Origin of the sequence: Ralstonia sp. NFACC01, assembly GCF_900115545.1 — a bacterium.
In the GTDB taxonomy this organism is placed as follows: Bacteria; Pseudomonadota; Gammaproteobacteria; order Burkholderiales; family Burkholderiaceae; genus Ralstonia; species Ralstonia mojiangensis.
In genome coordinates, this window is the sequence record NZ_FOWV01000006.1 from 256,449 (window position 1) to 271,890 (window position 15,442).

Here is a 15,442-nt window from a genome sequence, read left to right on the forward strand (position 1 = left end):
CCTTTTTTACGATGCGGGCGATTGTAGCGGTCAGGCTACAATGCCCCGAACCCCCATCCGGAGCTTCGAGACCATGCCTCACGCCCTCTCCCGTTCGCCCGCGACGCAACGCCCGCGGCGATTCCTGCGCAGCCGAACGGCCCTTCTGGCCGCGCTGGTGGCGGGGGGGCTGACGAGCCTGCCGGCCTGGTCGTCGCAGTCGGTTGCCAGCACCCCGCTCCTTGCCCAGGCGGCACAGGAAGGCGGTACGGGCGGCCGCGCAGCCATCCAGATTGAACGCTCGCGCCCGCGCACCGGCCTGCTAAATTCGGAGCGCACCGATCTGCCGCGCGTCGCGCTCACTGAAGACATCATGTACCGCGTGCTGGCGTCGGAAGTGTCGCTGCAGCGTGGGCTGGTCGAGCCGGCATATCGAACCTACCTCGCGCTCGCACAGGACACGCGCGACCCCCGCTTTGCCCAGCGCGCCACCGAAATCGCATTTCTCACGCGCTCCCCCGCACAAGCCCTGACCGCCGCGCGCCTGTGGGTGGAACTGTCGCCGACGTCTATGCCGGCACGCCAGGTGCAGCAGCTCTTGCTGGTGGCGACGGGCCAGTGGTCGGACGTCGAGCCGATGCTGCAGGCGCAGTTGAACAAGGTCTCGCCCGGCCAGCGTGCCGATGCCCTGCTGCAATTGCAGCAACAGATGTCCAAGAGCAGCGATCCGGCGGGCGCCGTAGGCGCGCTGCAGCGCATCGCCTCGCATGACATGCAGCGCCCCGAAACGCATCTGGCCTTGGCTCGCGCGAAGGTTGCCGCCAAGGATGTTCCCGGCGCGCTGACGGAACTGGACACCGCGCTCAAGCTGCGCCCCGGTTATGAAGACGCCGCCATCCTCGCCGCCGAACTACGTGCCGACGGCGACCCGGATGCCGCCATCGCCGGCTTGCGCAGCTTCCTGAAAGCAGCACCAGCGTCCATCGACGGCCACTTGGCGCTCGCCCGCATGTACCTCGTGCGCAATCAGCAGGACAAGGCGCGCGCTGAATTCGAAACGCTCAAGAAGATCGCGCCCAACGATGCGCGCATCACGCTTGCCCTGGGCCTGCTGAACCTGCAACAGCGCCAGTACGATGACGCCGAGCGTTACCTGAAGGAATACGTCGCCGCCACCGCCAAGTCGCCCACGCTGAGCCCCGAACCCGGCTACCAGGGCCTTGCTCAGTTGGCCGAGGAAAAGCGCGACTACGCTGGCGCGCTGGGCTGGGTCGACAAGATCACCGGTTCCGCCAATGGCGACGCCGACGGTCAGACCGCACTGGCAGCCGGCATCAAGCGAGGCCAGTTGCTCGGCAAGCTGCGTCGCGTTGACGAGGCACAACAGACCTTCGACGAGCTCGTTGCCGATTCCGAAGACGTGCCCGACGGCCCGCGCCGCCAGGCCCTGATGGATGGCATCCGCCAGGCCGAAATCGGCATGCTGATGGACGCCAAGGCCTACGGCCGTGCCCGCGCCCGCGTCAACGAGCTGCTCAAGAGCGATCCGGACAACGTCGAATACACGTACCAACTGGCAATGCTCGAAGAGCACGACGGCCACTACGACAACATGGAAACGCTGCTGCGCAAGGTGATCGACCTGCGCCCCGGCCAGGCCATCGGCTACAACGCGCTCGGCTATTCGCTGGCCGATCGCAACGTGCGCCTGCAGGAAGCGCAGGAGCTGCTGGAGAAAGCCGTGTCGCTGGCGCCGGATGATCCCTACATCGCCGACAGCCTGGGCTGGGTCAAATACCGTCGCGGCGATCTGCCCGCCGCCACAGACATCCTGCGCAAGGCGTGGGCCGCCGCCCCGCAAGCCGAAATCGGCGCGCACCTGGGCGAAGTGCTGTGGCAATCGGGCAAGCAGGACGACGCGCGCCAGATCTGGACCGAAGCATCCAAGCTCGACGTGAACGACACCACGCTGCGCGACACGCTGCGCCGTTTCGGTCAGCCGGTGCCCAATGTTCCCGTGAGTGCAAATTGATGGCGATGCGGTTCACGCGCGCGCTTGGCGCGCTGATGCTCGGCGCCGGCTGCGCGCTCTTCAGCGGCTGCACAAGCTTGCGGCCAGCCAACGATCTCTTTGCCGGCACGCAAGACGCCGATGCCACCATCACACGCTATCAGGGTCGCTTCTCCGCCCGTTACACGCAGAACAACGCCGCGCAAAGCGCCGTCGGCAGCTTCCTCTGGCGTGAGCGCGGGCCCGACGTGCAGCTTGAATTGATGTCGCCGCTGGGCCAGACGCTGGCCATCGTCAGCCAGAGCAACGAGGGCGCCACGCTCGAACTGCCGAACCAGCCGCCGCGCCGCGCCCCCGAAGTCGACACGCTGATGCAGGATGCGCTCGGCTTTTCGCTGCCGGTCTCGGGCCTGCGCGACTGGCTACGCGCTCGCCCTGCCCCCGGCACACCGGCACGCGTCGCACGTGATGCGCAATCGCGCCCCGAAACCATCGAGCAGAACGGCTGGACTGTCCATTACGTCGCCTGGACTGACGACGGCAACAATTCCGACGGCGCCAAGGCCAGCATCCGCCGACTCGATCTTGACCGCCCGCAGGGCACCAATGGCCCGCTCTCGGTGCGGCTCGTGCTCGACCAGTAACGCCTCGCTTCGTCATGTCTTCCGCACCCTTCGAGCTGCGTGATTGCCCAGCGCCCGCCAAGCTCAACCTTTTCCTGCACGTGGTCGGCCGCCGGCCCGATGGCTACCACCTGCTGCAAACCGTCTTCCAGTTGATCGACTGGTGCGACACGCTGCATTTCATGCGCCGCACCGACGGCCGTCTCGTGCGCATCACCGATATTCCGGGCGTGCCCGCCGATGATGACCTCGTGATCCGCGCCGCGCGCCTGTTGCAAGCGGAAACGGGCTGCACCTACGGCGTCGACATCGCCATCGAAAAACGTCTGCCGATGGGCGGTGGCATTGGCGGTGGCTCGTCTGATGCCGCCACCACGCTGCTCGCGCTCAATCGCCTCTGGGGCCTTGATCTGCCACGCACGCAACTGATGGCGATCGGCCTCAAACTTGGCGCCGACGTGCCCTTCTTTGTGTTCGGCCAGAACGCCTTCGCCGAGGGCATCGGCGAAGAACTCACGCCCGTCACGCTGCCGCCGGCTGCCTTCGTGGTGATTCACCCACGTGTGCATGTGCCCACCCCCGCAATTTTTTCCGATGAAGGGTTGACACGCGATACACCACTCACCATAATTACGGACTTTCCTGACCAACAAATTGTTTTCGCTTACGGTCGCAACGATCTGCAAGCGGTGGCGGAAAGGAAATACGGCGAAATCGCCCGAGCACTTGTCTGGCTGCGTCAATTCAGCCCTCTGGCAAGAATGACCGGATCCGGTGCCTGCGTGTTTGCTCCGTTCGACAACGTCGAGCATGCGCAAGCGGTAGCGGATCAGGTGCCTTCCGAATGGGAAGGTCGGTATGCGGCAGGTCTGACGCATCACCCGCTCGCAGGATTTGCTGTGTAAGGTTTGCAGTTATCGCTTCTGCAATGGAGGCGGTAACCAATAGGTTGTGTAGGGGCGTCGCCAAGCTGGTTAAGGCACCGGATTTTGATTCCGGCATGCGTAGGTTCGAATCCTTCCGCCCCTGCCATTTTCTTCCTCATGTTCCCAGCAATAGCCCGGTTGGTGCTTTAACTGACCGGCGCGTCTGAAGTCGAAAAACAGGTGCCCCGATGAGCAGCGAAGGCTTGATGGTTTTTACCGGCAACGCCAACCCGAAACTCGCCGAAGCTGTCGTCAAGCACCTAGGCATTCCCCTAGGCAAGGCCCTCGTCGGCCGATTCTCCGATGGTGAAGTCCAGGTCGAGATTCAGGAAAACGTGCGCGGCAAGCACGTGTTCATCCTGCAATCCACCTGCGCCCCGACCAACGACAACCTGATGGAACTGATGGTGATGGTCGATGCGCTCAAGCGCGCGTCTGCCCGCCGCATCACGGCCGCCATCCCCTACTTCGGCTATGCCCGCCAGGACCGTCGCCCGCGTTCGGCGCGTGTGGCGATCACGGCCAAGGTCGTGGCCAACATGCTGGAAGTCGCCGGCGTCGAGCGCGTGCTGACGATGGACCTCCACGCTGACCAAATTCAAGGCTTCTTCGATATCCCGGTCGACAACATCTACGCGTCGCCGATCCTGCTCGAAGACCTGCGCAAGAAGAACTACGAAGACCTGCTGGTGGTGTCGCCCGACGTTGGTGGCGTGGTGCGCGCACGTGCACTCGCCAAGCAACTCGGCGTGGATCTGGCGATCATCGACAAGCGTCGCCCGAAGGCCAACGTGGCTGAGGTGATGAACATCATCGGTGAAGTCGACGGCCGCAACTGCGTGATCATGGACGACATGATCGACACCGGCGGCACGCTGTGCAAAGCCGCGCAGGTGCTCAAAGAGCGCGGTGCCAAGCAAGTGTTTTCGTATTGCACGCATCCGGTGCTGTCGGGCGGCGCAGCTGCCCGCATTGCAGACTCAGCGCTTGACGAAGTGGTCGTGACCGACACCATCCCGCTGCGCGAAGACGCCATCAAGTGCGGCAAGATCCGCCAACTCTCGACCGCGCCGCTGCTGGCCGAGACCTTCACCCGCATCGTGCGCGGTGATTCGATCATGTCGCTGTTTGCTGAATAATTCGGTACCCGAGCGGCTTACTGTTATAATTCAAGGCTTTACTGCAGAAAACGTCGGTTAGACGGCACTTCTGCGGTGTCTGCGGGGCGCAATATGGCGCCCCGTTCACCAGACGGCTTGGTCGCGAGTCGTCTTTTTCGTTTGGAGCAATCATGAAAGTTGTCGCTTTCGAGCGTAGCGTTCAGGGCACTGGTGCGAGCCGCCGCCTGCGCAATTCCGGCAAAACCCCGGCCATCATTTACGGCGCTGGCGCCGAGCCGAAGCTGATCGAACTCGATCACAACGCGCTGTACCACGCGCTGAAGAAGGAAGCCTTCCACTCGTCGATCCTCGACATCGAAGTGGCTGGCAAGGTGGAAAAGGCGCTGCTGCGTGACTTCCAACTGCACCCGTTCAAGCAACTGGTTCTGCACGTCGACTTCCAGCGCGTGTCGGCCAAGGAAAAGATCCACGTCAAGGTGCCGCTGCACTTCCTGAACCAGGAAACCGCACCGGGCGTGAAGCTGGGCCACGGCATCGTGAACCACATCCTGAACGACGTTGAAGTGTCGTGCCTGCCGGCCGACCTGCCGGAGTTCATCGAAGTGGATCTGGGTACGCTGGAAATCGGCCAGACCCTGCACATCGCTGACCTGAAGCTGCCGAAGGGCGTGACCATCCTCACCCACGGTGGCGATGAGAACCCGGCTGTTGCCAACATCAGCGTGCCGGCTGGCGAGAAGTCCGCTGCCGCCGAAGAAGGCGCTGCTGCTGCAGGCGAAGACAAGCCGGCAGCCTAAGTTGCCGCACCTCGCACTTCGGTGCGAGCGAAAAAAGCCCGCCGAGCCTGTCTCGCCGGGCTTTTTTTCTGCCTGAGCGGGACGAGCCGTACCGCTTTCAGGCTGCGGAAAGCAGCTATGCTTGTACGATCGAGGGGCGCTTCCTGCACCTCAACCTGATACGAATCGCATGATCAAACTCATCGTCGGCCTCGGCAATCCGGGCGCCGAATATGCGGCGACACGACACAACGCCGGCTTCTGGCTGGTCGACCAACTCGCGCGCATCGGCAACGTGACGCTGCGCAGCGAGACGCGCTTTCACGGCTATGCAGCCCGCGCCAACCTTTGGGGCAACGAGGTGTGGCTGCTGCAGCCGCAAACCTTCATGAACCGCTCCGGCCTGGCCACCGTAGCGCTGGCCCGCTTCTACAAAGTAATGCCCGATGAAATCCTAGTCGTGCATGACGAACTGGATTTGCCACCCGGCGCTGTCAAGCTCAAGCTCGGTGGCGGTTCCGGCGGGCATAACGGCCTGAAGGACATTGCCGCACACCTGACCACGCAACAGTTCTGGCGGCTGCGGCTGGGCATCGGCCACCCGCGCAATCTGCTGCCGCCGGGCTCGTCACCATCCGGCCAGCATGACGTTGCCAACTTCGTGCTCAAAGCGCCTCGCAAGGAAGAGCAGGACCTAATCGACCGCGCCATCGATCAGAGCCTGGATGCGCTACCCGAGCTGATCGCCGGCAACGCCGAGAAAGCCATGATGCGCCTGCACACAGCGCGCTGATCCGCCGACACTGACGGCACTGCCATGACACCGTTTGCCAAACTGATCTCTCGCGCCGCCGTGCTGGCGGGTCTGGCGCTCGGCCTGGCGGCCAGCCCGCCGGCGCAAGCGCAGGTGTATCGCTGCAGCGAGAACGGCCAGACGACCTATTCCGACCATCCCTGCGGTACGCGCGCGCAGCCCGTGCCCATGATCGACAACACGCCCAGCGCCGCCGATCAAAAGGCTGCCCGCGAACGCGCCAGCGCCGAAGCCGCCGAAGTGCAGCAGATGGAAACCGCGCGCCGCAAAGCGCAGGCGGCGGAAGACGCTCGCCAAGCCCAGATGGCGGCGCAGGCGGCCGAACAGGCACGCCGCGAGCAACGGCAGAAAGTGGTGGTTGCGCAGGAAGGCGTGCGCTACTGCCATCGCATCTACGTGGGGCCGTTGCCGTATCCGGCGCCTTACCCGCAACCCTATCCGACGCCGATGCCGGTAATTCGCCAACCTCCCGCACCGCCCGCTGGCGCGCTGCGCCAACCTAGCAATGGCCCGAAGCCGTTCGCACAAGCGCCGGTGGCGCCCGCACCCATCGTGCCGCGCCCGCCACGTCCGCATTACCCGCACTACCGCATCGTCTGCGAGCCGGGCTATGCGTACGAAGGGCCGGAAGACCTGCTGCCAATCCAGTAAACGGGCTGCCAACGAAACGGTAGGCACCAATGCAAAGAGACGGCCAAAGCCGTCTCTTTTTTTTCCTCACGCCGCCCGTGGTGGTGCTGAGGTGAGCTGGGTGTACTTCTGCATCAACTGCTCGTGCGTTTCCTCATGGGCCGGGTCCTTGGGGATGCAATCCACCGGACAGACCTGCTGGCACTGAGGTTCGTCAAAGTGGCCGACGCATTCGGTACATTTGCCCGGGTCAATCACGTAGATCTCCGGGCCCATCGAAATCGCGCCGTTGGGGCACTCAGGCTCGCATACGTCGCAATTGATGCACTCATCGGTGATTATGAGCGCCATGATGCCTTCCTTGAAATGGCCAGCGAGCCCGCGCTCGCCAAAACGTCATTTTATTCCGATTTCCCCGACCCTTCCGTCTTGCCGGTCTTTTCCTTGAGCCACTTTTCGACCGAGGGGAACACGAATTTGCTCACATCGCCGCCAAGCACGGCGATTTCGCGCACGAACGTGCCCGAGATGAACTGGTATTGATCCGACGGCGTGAGGAACATGGTTTCTACGTCCGGCAGCAGGTAGCGGTTCATGCCGGCCATCTGGAATTCGTACTCGAAGTCCGACACGGCACGCAGGCCCCGCACGATGACGCGCGCGCCGTTCTTGCGCACGAAATCCTTCAAAAGACCAGAAAAGCCTTCGACCCGCACGTTCGGGTAATGGCCGAGCACTTCACGGGCGATCTCGATGCGCTCTTCCAGCGCAAAGAATGGCCGCTTGTTCGGACTCTGCGCCACCCCGACGATCAGCTCGTCGAAGATATTGGACGCCCGCCGCACGAGGTCTTCGTGGCCGCGCGTGAACGGATCGAAAGTGCCGGGATAAACCGCGATCACCATGGTTCCTCCACCAAGGGGAAAAGAGCATCCGCAAGCGTCGGCGTGGGACATGGCCGCGCCGGTACTGCATTCGGACACCGTTGCGTTATCGAGCACGGCAGGTCCCGAGCCTGCCGCCTGTGCCACCGATGCGGGCCGAGCGCACCCGCGTTGCAGGTGCCGCTCGATGCTCATGCATCGGTTGCGAGCGGCGTAGTTTAACCGTTTTTGCGGAGCAGCAAATGCGCATGCACAGCACCGGCGCGCAGGTGTTTGTGAAGCACCATATCGGCAGGCAGCGCGATGCCGGCGGCCGGCTGATCGCCATGTGAATCAGTACTCACATCCACTAACGGCTGCGACGCTTCAACGTAAATCACGCCTCCTGGCTTGACCACCCGGGTTGCAGCTTCCAGTGCGCGCACCGTCCAGTCCTGTGCAAACGGCGGATCGATGAAAACCGCATCGAGCGCGGCATCGGGCTGGCGAGCGAGCCAGGCGAAGGCATCGCCGGAGACGATGTCGACCATGCGTGCGCCGAGCTTGTCGCGAATCGCATGCAACGCGCGCACGGCCGGGGCATGGTTTTCGATGAGCGTCACGTGCGCGGCGCCGCGCGAAGCCGCCTCAAAGCCGAGCGCGCCGGTGCCGGCAAAGATGTCGGCGCAGCGCCAGCCCGTCAGATCCTGACCGAGCCAGTTGAAGACGGTTTCGCGGACGCGGTCGCTGGTCGGGCGCAAGCCGTCGGCGTCGACCACCGGGAGCGGCGTGCGCTTGTATTGCCCGCCGATGATGCGCACCTGCTGCGGTGCGCGCGCATGCGACGTGGTGGTCTTGGCCTTGGGGCCTTTGGAAGTACGAGGTGCCATGGGCGCGATTGTAGTGCCAGCGCAAACAAAAACCGGCGGGAGATGCCGCCGGTTTTTCGGATTCAGCCACCGTGCGTCAGTTCGCAGCGACGTTCCCCGGACCGCCCACCACGATCGTCGCCATGGTCTGCGGTTGCAGCGCGCGCTGGAATGCCGCACGCACCTGGTCACGCGTGACAGCCGCGATGCGCTGCGTCCACGTGTCCAGGTAGTCGAGCGGCAGGTTGTACCAGCCGATGTTGGCCACGTTGTCCAGCAGCTTGCGGTTGCTGTCCAGGCGTAGCGGGAAACCGTTGACGAGGTTGTCCTTGGTGGCCTTCAGTTCCGCGTCGGTCGGGCCGTCAGCGACGAACTTGGCAATGGTGTCACGCACGACGCCCAACGCTTCTTCGGTCTGGTCCTTGCGCGTCTGCAGCGCCAGCTCGAACGGACCGGGCTGCGCGGCCGGCGCAAAGTAGCTGCCGATGCTGTACGTCAGACCGCGCTTCTCGCGGACTTCGTTAGTCAGGCGCGCACTGAAACCGCCACCACCGAGCACGTAATTACCGACCAGCAGCGGAAAATAATCCTTGTCGCCGCGCGCAATGCCCGGTTGCCCGAGGATGATCGTCGCCTGCTGCGCCGGGTGCGGTATGCGGATCGTCTCCGCCTTCGCCAGCGGCATCTTCACGTCGGGCAGCGCCGGCGGCGTGGCACCGTCAGCGGGCAGGCCACGCGTGATCTGCTCGGCGATGGCCTCGGCTTCCTTGCGGCTGATCGCGCCGATCAGCGTTACCACTGCGCGCTTGGCCGTGTAGTTGGCCTGGTAGTAGCGCACGATGTCGTCACGCGTGATGCTCTCCACCGTTTCCGGCGAAGCGGTCTGCCCGTATGGATGCGTGCCGTAGATGGCCTTGCCGAACGCGCGCTCGGCCAGCACAGACGGCTTGGTCAGCGATTCGCGGATGGCCGCGACCAGCCGCTGCTTGTCCCGCGCGAGCACGGTGTCGGGGAAGGTCGGCGCTGAGATGATCTGCGTCATCAGCGCGATGGCCGGGCCGCGCTCAACGGGGTCGGACAGCGTGCGCAGGCGCAGGCTCGTGCGATCACCACCGGCGCCACCGCCAAAGCTCGCGCCCACATCGGCGAACGCATCTGCAATCGCCGCTTCATCGCGGGCGGGCGCGTTGCCCTGCGCCGCGACGCCCTTGTCGAGCATGCCCGCTGTGAGCGAGGCCAGGCCCACCTTGGCTGCCGGCTCATAGCGCGAGCCCGCATCCACGTCGAGATTGATGTCCAGCATCGGAATCGACGGGCTCGGCACGAAGAACACGCGCGCGCCGGTCGGGGCCGTCCAGTGTTCGATAGGCAGCGCGGCCAGAGCACTCTGCGCCGCCGCTGCAACAATGGCGACCAGCGCCATCTTCAGGGTCAGAGACATGGCGCGCATCAACGCAGCCCTCCTTCATCGCGCATGCCGGGAACAGGCTTGCGCGCCGGTTTGTTGGGATCGATCGGTTGCGGCAGCAGCGTGGCGACGACGAGGTTGTCTTCGCTGAAGTAGGTCTGCGCCACGTGCTGGATCTGCGCCGACGTTACGGCCTTGATCTTCTCGAGCTGGCGATCGATGGAGCGCCACGACAGGCCGCTCATCTCGTTCATGCCGATCTCCATGCCCTGACCGAAGACCGAGTCGCGCTTGTAGATCTGCGCGGCCACAACCTGTGCCTTCACGCGCTTCAGTTCGGCATCGGTCACGCCTTCCTTGGCGATGCGCTCGATCTGCGCGCGCAGCGCCTGTTCGATCTCGGCGGTGGTATGGCCGTCGGCAGGCGTGCCGTCCATCAGGAAGATCGACGGGCCGCGGTTCAGGCCATCGTAGCCGGCGTTGACGTCGTCGGCGATACGCTTTTCACCCTTGACGAGCTGGCTCGACAGGCGCGCATTGTCATAGCCATCGAGCACGGCCGACAGGACTTCCAGCGCATACGGATCGACGTCCTTTTCCACATCGTTCAGGCGCGGCACCTTGTACGCCAGCACAACGTATGGGTTCTCGGCCGGCGCCTTCACCCAGATGCGCTTCACGCCGATCTGCTTGGGCTCCTCCTGCGCATAGCGGCGCGGCAGCGCATGCGGCTTGAGCTTGCCGTAGGTGCGCTGTGCGAGGCGGAAGACTTCATCGGGGTTCACATCGCCCGCGACGATCACGGTGACGTTGTTGGGCGTGTACCAGGCGTGGTACCAGTTCTGCGCGTCCTGCACCGTCATCGTGTCGAGGTCGCCCGGCCAGCCGATGGTCGGGTTCCGGTACGGCGCGGCGTTGAACAGCGTGGCGAGCATCTGCTCGTAGACGGTGGAACGGGCGGAGTCGTCGATGCGCATGCGGCGCTCCTCCTTCACCACGTTCATCTCCGGCTTGAACTCCTTGTCGGTCAGCTGGAGATTGGCCATGCGATCGGCTTCAAGCCCCATCACATCGGCCAAGTGCGATTTCTCGATCTGCTGGAAGTACATCGTGAAATCGCGCGTGGTCATGGCGTTTTCACGGCCGCCCAGCGCTGCCACGCGGCGGGAGAACTCGCCGGGGCCAACAGCTTTCGTGCCCTTGAACATCATGTGTTCAAGCATGTGGGCGACACCCGTGGTGCCGTTGTGCTCGTCGATGCTGCCGGCGTGATACCAGACCATGTGCGCCACGGTGGGAGCACGGTGGTCTTCCTTGACGATCAGTTGCAGCCCGTTGGGCAGCTTGTATTCGTGCGTGTCGGACTGGCTGGCGCCCACTTTGGCGCCGCTGGCGGTAGCCACCGGCCGCCCGGGCGCAGCAGCAAGTTCCTGCGCGCCAACATGGCCGGCCAGCAGGCCTGCCGCCAGGGCCGCCGCAGCCAATTGCCAGACTCGCGACCGAGCCCGGTTTGAAACGATTCGCATGGAAGAGCGCATAAGGGCTGTCTGATAAAATTCGACGCTTGATTCTAACGGCGAAATAGACTGCCTTTTACGATGTTTAGTTTCTGGAAGAAGCGCAAGGCAGAGCCCCAACCGGCCGCCGAACCCACGCCCGCAGCGGCGCCCGAAGCCGCGCAGGCACCTGCCCTGGCTGCGATCCCTACCCCCGCGCCCGTACCCGCCCCGGTTGCGGCCCCCCAGCCCGTCGCTGCACCTGCTCCCGTACCTGTTGCCCTCCCGGCTCACATTGCCGTGCCGGACGCGCCTGCCGTGCAGCCTGCACTCGACGTGCAAGCCGACGATGTCGAGACCGTGCCCACGCCCGCCGTGATCGAACAGGCCCGCAAGGGCTGGATGTCGCGCCTGCGCTCCGGCCTGTCGAAGACGAGCAAGGGCCTGACCACGCTGTTCGTTGGCGTGAAGGTCGACGAAGCGCTGTTCGAAGAACTGGAGACCGCGCTGCTGATGGCCGACGCCGGGGTCGACGCCACCGAATACCTGCTGGGCGAACTGCGCCGCCGCATCAAGGCTCAGCGCATCGAAACTGCCGAAGGCGTGAAGACCGCCCTGCGCGACTTGCTGGTCGAGCTGCTGCACCCCTTGGAAAAGACCATGGTGCTCGGCCGCGAACAGCCGATGGTGATCATGATCGCGGGCGTGAACGGCGCCGGTAAGACCACCAGCATCGGCAAGCTGTGCAAGCACTTCCAGACCTACGGTCAATCTGTGCTGCTGGCCGCGGGTGACACGTTCCGCGCCGCCGCGCGAGAGCAACTCGTGGTCTGGGGTCAGCGCAACAACGTCACGGTGGTAGCGCAGGAATCGGGCGACCCCGCCGCGGTGATCTTCGATGCAGTAAATGCCGCACGCGCACGCGGCATCGACATCGTCATGGCCGACACCGCCGGCCGCCTGCCGACGCAGTTGCACCTGATGGAAGAACTCAAGAAAGTGCGCCGCGTGACCGCCAAGGCGATGGCCACCGCGCCGCACGAAACGCTGCTGGTGATCGACGGCAACACGGGGCAGAACGCCCTCGCACAAGTCAAAGCCTTTGACGAAGCACTAGGCCTCACGGGCCTGATCGTCACCAAGCTGGATGGCACTGCCAAGGGCGGCATCCTGGCCGCCATCGCGCGGCAGCGGCCGGTGCCGGTGTACTTCATCGGCGTGGGTGAGCAGGTGGAAGACCTGCAGCCATTCTCTGCGCGGGAATTTGCGGATGCGTTGTTGGGTTGACCACCCTCGCGCGCAACGCTTCAACGTAGAAACGCCCTGACTTGATCAGGGCGTTTTGTTTTGTGCGGTGACGCTGCAGATTACGCGGAAGCCGCATCCGGCTGCGCAGCAGGCGCAGCCCGCTGAAACGCCTGCTGCGCCATGCAGTGCTCAAAGATGCGCGCCAGCGTCGGGTAATCCTCCACCGCCACATCAAACCGCTTGCCGTTGAACACCTGCGGCACGAGGCACGCGTCGGCTAGCGTCGGCGTGTCGCCAACACAGTAGGCGCCCGTCAGCGGCGACTGTGAGAGCCGCGCCTCAAGCGCCGCAAACCCCAGCTTCACCCAGTGGCGATACCAGTCGTTGCGCGCTTCTTCTTCCACGTTGAACGTGTTCTTCAGATACTTCAGCACGCGCGGATTGTTCAGCGGATGGATCTCGCAGGCGATGGCCAGCGCAATCGCACGGATGTGGGCGCGGTTGCTCGGCGAGCCCGGCAGCAGCGTGGGCTCGGGATGCGTCTCTTCCAGGTATTCGACGATCGCCAACGACTGGTTCAGCACGTCGTTGCCGTCGCACAGCACAGGCACCAACGCATCAGGGTTCAGTTTGACGAAGTCCGGCGCGAGTTGCTCGCCCTTGAGCAGGTGCACCGGGGCGTAGTCGTACGGCAGGCCCTTGATCTCCAGGGCAATGCGCACACGGAACGACGCCGAGCTGCGGAAATAGTTGTACAGCTTGATCGACATGGCTTCTGACTCTTCTATCGGGTCTATCAGATGACCTTCACGTGCAGCTCGCCCACGCCCTCGATCTTGCCAACCATCAAGTCGCCGACGACGACCGGGCCGACGCCTTCGGGCGTGCCGGTGTAGATCAGATCGCCGGGGCGCAGTTCGAACAGACGCGACAGATACGCAATGGTTTCCGGCACCGACCAGATCAGGTCCGACAGATCACCGCGCTGGTGTTCGCGGCCATTGACCGACAGCGTGACGGCGCCCTTGTCTGCGTGGGCGACATCCTTGGCCGGCACGATCGGGCCGATGGGCGCCGAGCCGTCGAAGGCCTTGCCGGTCTCCCACGGGCGGCCGCCCTTCTTGGCGGCGTTCTGCAGGTCGCGGCGCGTCATGTCCAGGCCGATGGCGTAACCGTAGATGTGGTTGGCCGCGGTTTCCACGGAGATGTCGCGGCCGCCCGTGCCGATGGCGACCACGAGTTCGATCTCGTAGTGGCAATCCTTGGTTTCCGTCGGGTAGACGAACTGGCCGGTCTCACCGTCGGCAACGTAGCGCACCGCATCGGCCGGCTTGCAGAAGAAGAACGGCGGTTCGCGGTCGGGGTCGGAGCCCATCTCGCGGGCGTGGGCGGCGTAGTTGCGGCCGACGCAATACACGCGGCGCACCGGAAACTGGCCATGCCCGCCACGGACGGGAATGCCATTGACGGCGGGCGGGGTGACGACGAACTCGGTCATGCGGGTCTCCTGAGGCTAAGCTGGATTGGAACAGGTGGGGACACTGCGGCCACCGCCCCCCGGCGACCGACGAGTTTGCGAGAATACACCCGCACCGGCCCGGCGCGGTTCTTGCATGAGTGGCGTGCACTCTGCCCCACTTTGCACCATGCAAACGAAACCACCCGCCCCATCTGCCCCGCCCGCCGCCCCGCACCCGGCTGCGCCGATGCGCGTGCTGCTGGTGCGCGATCCGCTCGATGCTGAACAGATCAACCTCGAGCTGATCCGCGCCGGACTGGCCGAGGCGGGCTTTGTGGATGTGGGCCTGGCGGATGCCGACCTGACGCTGCCAGAGCGCATTGCCGAGACACAGCCCGACATGGTCATCGTCGCGTCCGAATCGGCCGCGCGGGACACCATCGAGCACGTCTGCGTGGCCACGCAGCACGCCCCCCGCCCGATCGTGCTGTTTACCGACAACGACGACGCCACGCGCATCAAGACGGCGTTTGCCGCCGGCATTACGGCCTACATCGTCGACGGCATCAAGCCCACGCGCGTCAAGGCCGTGCTGGATGTTGCCTACGCTCGCTTCGAGCATGAGAGTGCACTGCGCGCCGAGCTGGACACCGCCAAGACGCAGCTGGCCGAACGCAAAGTGCTGGAACGCGCCAAGGGCCTCCTGATGAAGCAGATGAGCCTGTCGGAAGACGACGCCTTCAAACGCCTGCGCAAGATGGCGATGGACCGCAACATCAAGCTGGTGGAAGCTGCCCAACGCGTGATCGATGTGATGGCCAGTTGAGCGGTCGGGCCGCCGCCCAGTTTTGGTGCGCCGCACAACTCCGGCGCTGGAAACGCACCAGTCGCGCGCGGCGTTCCGAACCTCACACGCCGAGTTCCGAACCCCAACCGTCAAGCTAAAAGCCTCACGCGCGGAGCTCCGAACCCCAATCGTCGAGCTAAAAGGCTCACGCGCGGAGTTCTGAGCTCCAATTGCCGAGCAAAAAGCCTCGCACGCGGAGCTCTGAGCTCGGGGCGCCGAGCAAAAAGCTCGGCCCGTGGAGCTCCGAACGCGAAACGCCGAGCCCCATCCCTCAACGTTGGCATACCCCTTGCAAGTGTCGCTGCGAAGCCGGTGCCAACGTGGGTATCGGCACGGGACAACGGCGTCCCGATGCACGGCAGCGCGACCCTC

At 64.5% G+C, this 15,442-nt stretch carries 16 protein-coding genes and 1 tRNA gene; 10 read left to right on the forward strand and 7 right to left on the reverse strand.

What is annotated here, in order from left to right:
- The first annotated feature begins 73 nt into the window (after window positions 1-73).
- The 8 genes from BM136_RS17265 to BM136_RS17300 all read left to right on the forward strand — a co-directional run bounded on the left by BM136_RS17265 (window position 74) and on the right by BM136_RS17300 (window position 6,901).
- Complete coding sequence (locus BM136_RS17265) at window positions 74-2,011, forward strand: tetratricopeptide repeat protein (protein ID WP_092973422.1); 1,938 nt, start codon at window positions 74-76, stop codon at window positions 2,009-2,011.
- On the forward strand, window positions 2,011-2,634 hold the full coding sequence (gene lolB, locus BM136_RS17270) for a lipoprotein insertase outer membrane protein LolB (protein ID WP_092973424.1): 624 nt from the start codon (window positions 2,011-2,013) through the stop codon (window positions 2,632-2,634). Before BM136_RS17265 ends, lolB begins: the two co-directional genes overlap by 1 nt.
- Window positions 2,635-2,648: 14 nt before the next feature.
- Window positions 2,649-3,518 carry a 4-(cytidine 5'-diphospho)-2-C-methyl-D-erythritol kinase gene (ispE, locus tag BM136_RS17275; RefSeq protein ID WP_092973426.1) on the forward strand — a complete coding sequence of 290 codons (870 nt, stop codon included), beginning with the start codon at window positions 2,649-2,651 and terminating at the stop codon, window positions 3,516-3,518.
- 50 nt (window positions 3,519-3,568) lie between these two features.
- A tRNA-Gln gene (locus BM136_RS17280) sits at window positions 3,569-3,645 on the forward strand.
- Between the two features lie 82 nt (window positions 3,646-3,727).
- Complete coding sequence (locus BM136_RS17285; RefSeq protein WP_004633415.1) at window positions 3,728-4,678, forward strand: ribose-phosphate pyrophosphokinase; 951 nt, start codon at window positions 3,728-3,730, stop codon at window positions 4,676-4,678.
- A 152-nt stretch (window positions 4,679-4,830) separates the two neighbouring features.
- Window positions 4,831-5,457 carry a 50S ribosomal protein L25/general stress protein Ctc gene (locus BM136_RS17290; RefSeq protein WP_004633417.1) on the forward strand — a complete coding sequence of 209 codons (627 nt, stop codon included), beginning with the start codon at window positions 4,831-4,833 and terminating at the stop codon, window positions 5,455-5,457.
- 169 nt (window positions 5,458-5,626) lie between these two features.
- On the forward strand, window positions 5,627-6,229 hold the full coding sequence (pth, locus tag BM136_RS17295) for an aminoacyl-tRNA hydrolase (RefSeq protein WP_092973428.1): 603 nt from the start codon (window positions 5,627-5,629) through the stop codon (window positions 6,227-6,229).
- A gap of 24 nt (window positions 6,230-6,253) precedes the next feature.
- A complete protein-coding gene (locus BM136_RS17300) occupies window positions 6,254-6,901 on the forward strand; it encodes a DUF4124 domain-containing protein (protein WP_092973430.1) in 648 nt (215 codons plus the stop codon).
- 66 nt (window positions 6,902-6,967) lie between these two features.
- On the opposite strand, the gene BM136_RS17305 is transcribed toward BM136_RS17300, so the two are convergent.
- The 5 genes from BM136_RS17305 to BM136_RS17325 form a co-directional block, all read right to left on the reverse strand.
- Window positions 6,968-7,231: a YfhL family 4Fe-4S dicluster ferredoxin gene (locus BM136_RS17305; RefSeq protein WP_004633424.1), complete on the reverse strand. Its 264-nt coding sequence runs from the start codon at window positions 7,229-7,231 to the stop codon at window positions 6,968-6,970.
- A 50-nt stretch (window positions 7,232-7,281) separates the two neighbouring features.
- A complete protein-coding gene (gene coaD / locus BM136_RS17310; protein WP_004633426.1) occupies window positions 7,282-7,785 on the reverse strand; it encodes a pantetheine-phosphate adenylyltransferase in 504 nt (167 codons plus the stop codon).
- Between the two features lie 197 nt (window positions 7,786-7,982).
- The gene (gene rsmD, locus BM136_RS17315) at window positions 7,983-8,633 is read right to left on the reverse strand and encodes a 16S rRNA (guanine(966)-N(2))-methyltransferase RsmD (protein ID WP_092973432.1); all 651 of its coding nucleotides are present in this window, start codon (window positions 8,631-8,633) and stop codon (window positions 7,983-7,985) included.
- Between the two features lie 76 nt (window positions 8,634-8,709).
- Window positions 8,710-10,062 carry a M16 family metallopeptidase gene (locus BM136_RS17320; RefSeq protein WP_092973434.1) on the reverse strand — a complete coding sequence of 451 codons (1,353 nt, stop codon included), beginning with the start codon at window positions 10,060-10,062 and terminating at the stop codon, window positions 8,710-8,712.
- Entirely contained in the window at window positions 10,062-11,558 is a 1,497-nt protein-coding gene (locus BM136_RS17325; protein WP_175537158.1) for a M16 family metallopeptidase, read from the reverse strand. The genes BM136_RS17320 and BM136_RS17325 overlap by 1 nt, the downstream gene beginning before the upstream one ends.
- Before the next feature lie 60 nt (window positions 11,559-11,618).
- Here BM136_RS17325 and ftsY point away from each other — a divergent pair, with 60 nt between their 5' ends.
- Window positions 11,619-12,803 carry a signal recognition particle-docking protein FtsY gene (gene ftsY, locus BM136_RS17330; protein ID WP_092973438.1) on the forward strand — a complete coding sequence of 395 codons (1,185 nt, stop codon included), beginning with the start codon at window positions 11,619-11,621 and terminating at the stop codon, window positions 12,801-12,803.
- 80 nt (window positions 12,804-12,883) lie between these two features.
- Here ftsY and maiA read toward each other — a convergent pair whose 3' ends face one another.
- Both maiA and BM136_RS17340 read right to left on the reverse strand, forming a co-directional pair.
- On the reverse strand, window positions 12,884-13,534 hold the full coding sequence (gene maiA, locus BM136_RS17335) for a maleylacetoacetate isomerase (protein ID WP_092973440.1): 651 nt from the start codon (window positions 13,532-13,534) through the stop codon (window positions 12,884-12,886).
- Between the two features lie 26 nt (window positions 13,535-13,560).
- Window positions 13,561-14,262 (reverse strand): fumarylacetoacetate hydrolase family protein, encoded by a 702-nt coding sequence (locus BM136_RS17340; protein WP_092973442.1) that lies wholly within the window; start codon window positions 14,260-14,262, stop codon window positions 13,561-13,563.
- Between the two features lie 148 nt (window positions 14,263-14,410).
- Between BM136_RS17340 and BM136_RS17345 the strand changes: the two genes are divergently transcribed.
- The gene (locus BM136_RS17345) at window positions 14,411-15,049 is read left to right on the forward strand and encodes an ANTAR domain-containing response regulator (RefSeq protein WP_092973443.1); all 639 of its coding nucleotides are present in this window, start codon (window positions 14,411-14,413) and stop codon (window positions 15,047-15,049) included.
- The last annotated feature ends 393 nt before the right edge of the window (window positions 15,050-15,442 follow it).

Coding starts and splice junctions, on each gene's coding strand:
- maiA (WP_092973440.1), bottom strand. CDS start 13,534: ATGTCGATCAAGCTGTACAACTATTTCCGCAGCTCGGCGTCGTTCCGT.
- BM136_RS17290 (WP_004633417.1), top strand. CDS start 4,831: ATGAAAGTTGTCGCTTTCGAGCGTAGCGTTCAGGGCACTGGTGCGAGC.
- BM136_RS17305 (WP_004633424.1), bottom strand. CDS start 7,231: ATGGCGCTCATAATCACCGATGAGTGCATCAATTGCGACGTATGCGAG.
- rsmD (WP_092973432.1), bottom strand. CDS start 8,633: ATGGCACCTCGTACTTCCAAAGGCCCCAAGGCCAAGACCACCACGTCG.
- BM136_RS17325 (WP_175537158.1), bottom strand. CDS start 11,558: ATGCGCTCTTCCATGCGAATCGTTTCAAACCGGGCTCGGTCGCGAGTC.
- ispE (WP_092973426.1), top strand. CDS start 2,649: ATGTCTTCCGCACCCTTCGAGCTGCGTGATTGCCCAGCGCCCGCCAAG.
- pth (WP_092973428.1), top strand. CDS start 5,627: ATGATCAAACTCATCGTCGGCCTCGGCAATCCGGGCGCCGAATATGCG.
- BM136_RS17285 (WP_004633415.1), top strand. CDS start 3,728: ATGAGCAGCGAAGGCTTGATGGTTTTTACCGGCAACGCCAACCCGAAA.
- BM136_RS17300 (WP_092973430.1), top strand. CDS start 6,254: ATGACACCGTTTGCCAAACTGATCTCTCGCGCCGCCGTGCTGGCGGGT.
- lolB (WP_092973424.1), top strand. CDS start 2,011: ATGGCGATGCGGTTCACGCGCGCGCTTGGCGCGCTGATGCTCGGCGCC.
- ftsY (WP_092973438.1), top strand. CDS start 11,619: ATGTTTAGTTTCTGGAAGAAGCGCAAGGCAGAGCCCCAACCGGCCGCC.
- BM136_RS17345 (WP_092973443.1), top strand. CDS start 14,411: ATGCAAACGAAACCACCCGCCCCATCTGCCCCGCCCGCCGCCCCGCAC.
- BM136_RS17320 (WP_092973434.1), bottom strand. CDS start 10,062: ATGCGCGCCATGTCTCTGACCCTGAAGATGGCGCTGGTCGCCATTGTT.
- BM136_RS17265 (WP_092973422.1), top strand. CDS start 74: ATGCCTCACGCCCTCTCCCGTTCGCCCGCGACGCAACGCCCGCGGCGA.
- coaD (WP_004633426.1), bottom strand. CDS start 7,785: ATGGTGATCGCGGTTTATCCCGGCACTTTCGATCCGTTCACGCGCGGC.
- BM136_RS17340 (WP_092973442.1), bottom strand. CDS start 14,262: ATGACCGAGTTCGTCGTCACCCCGCCCGCCGTCAATGGCATTCCCGTC.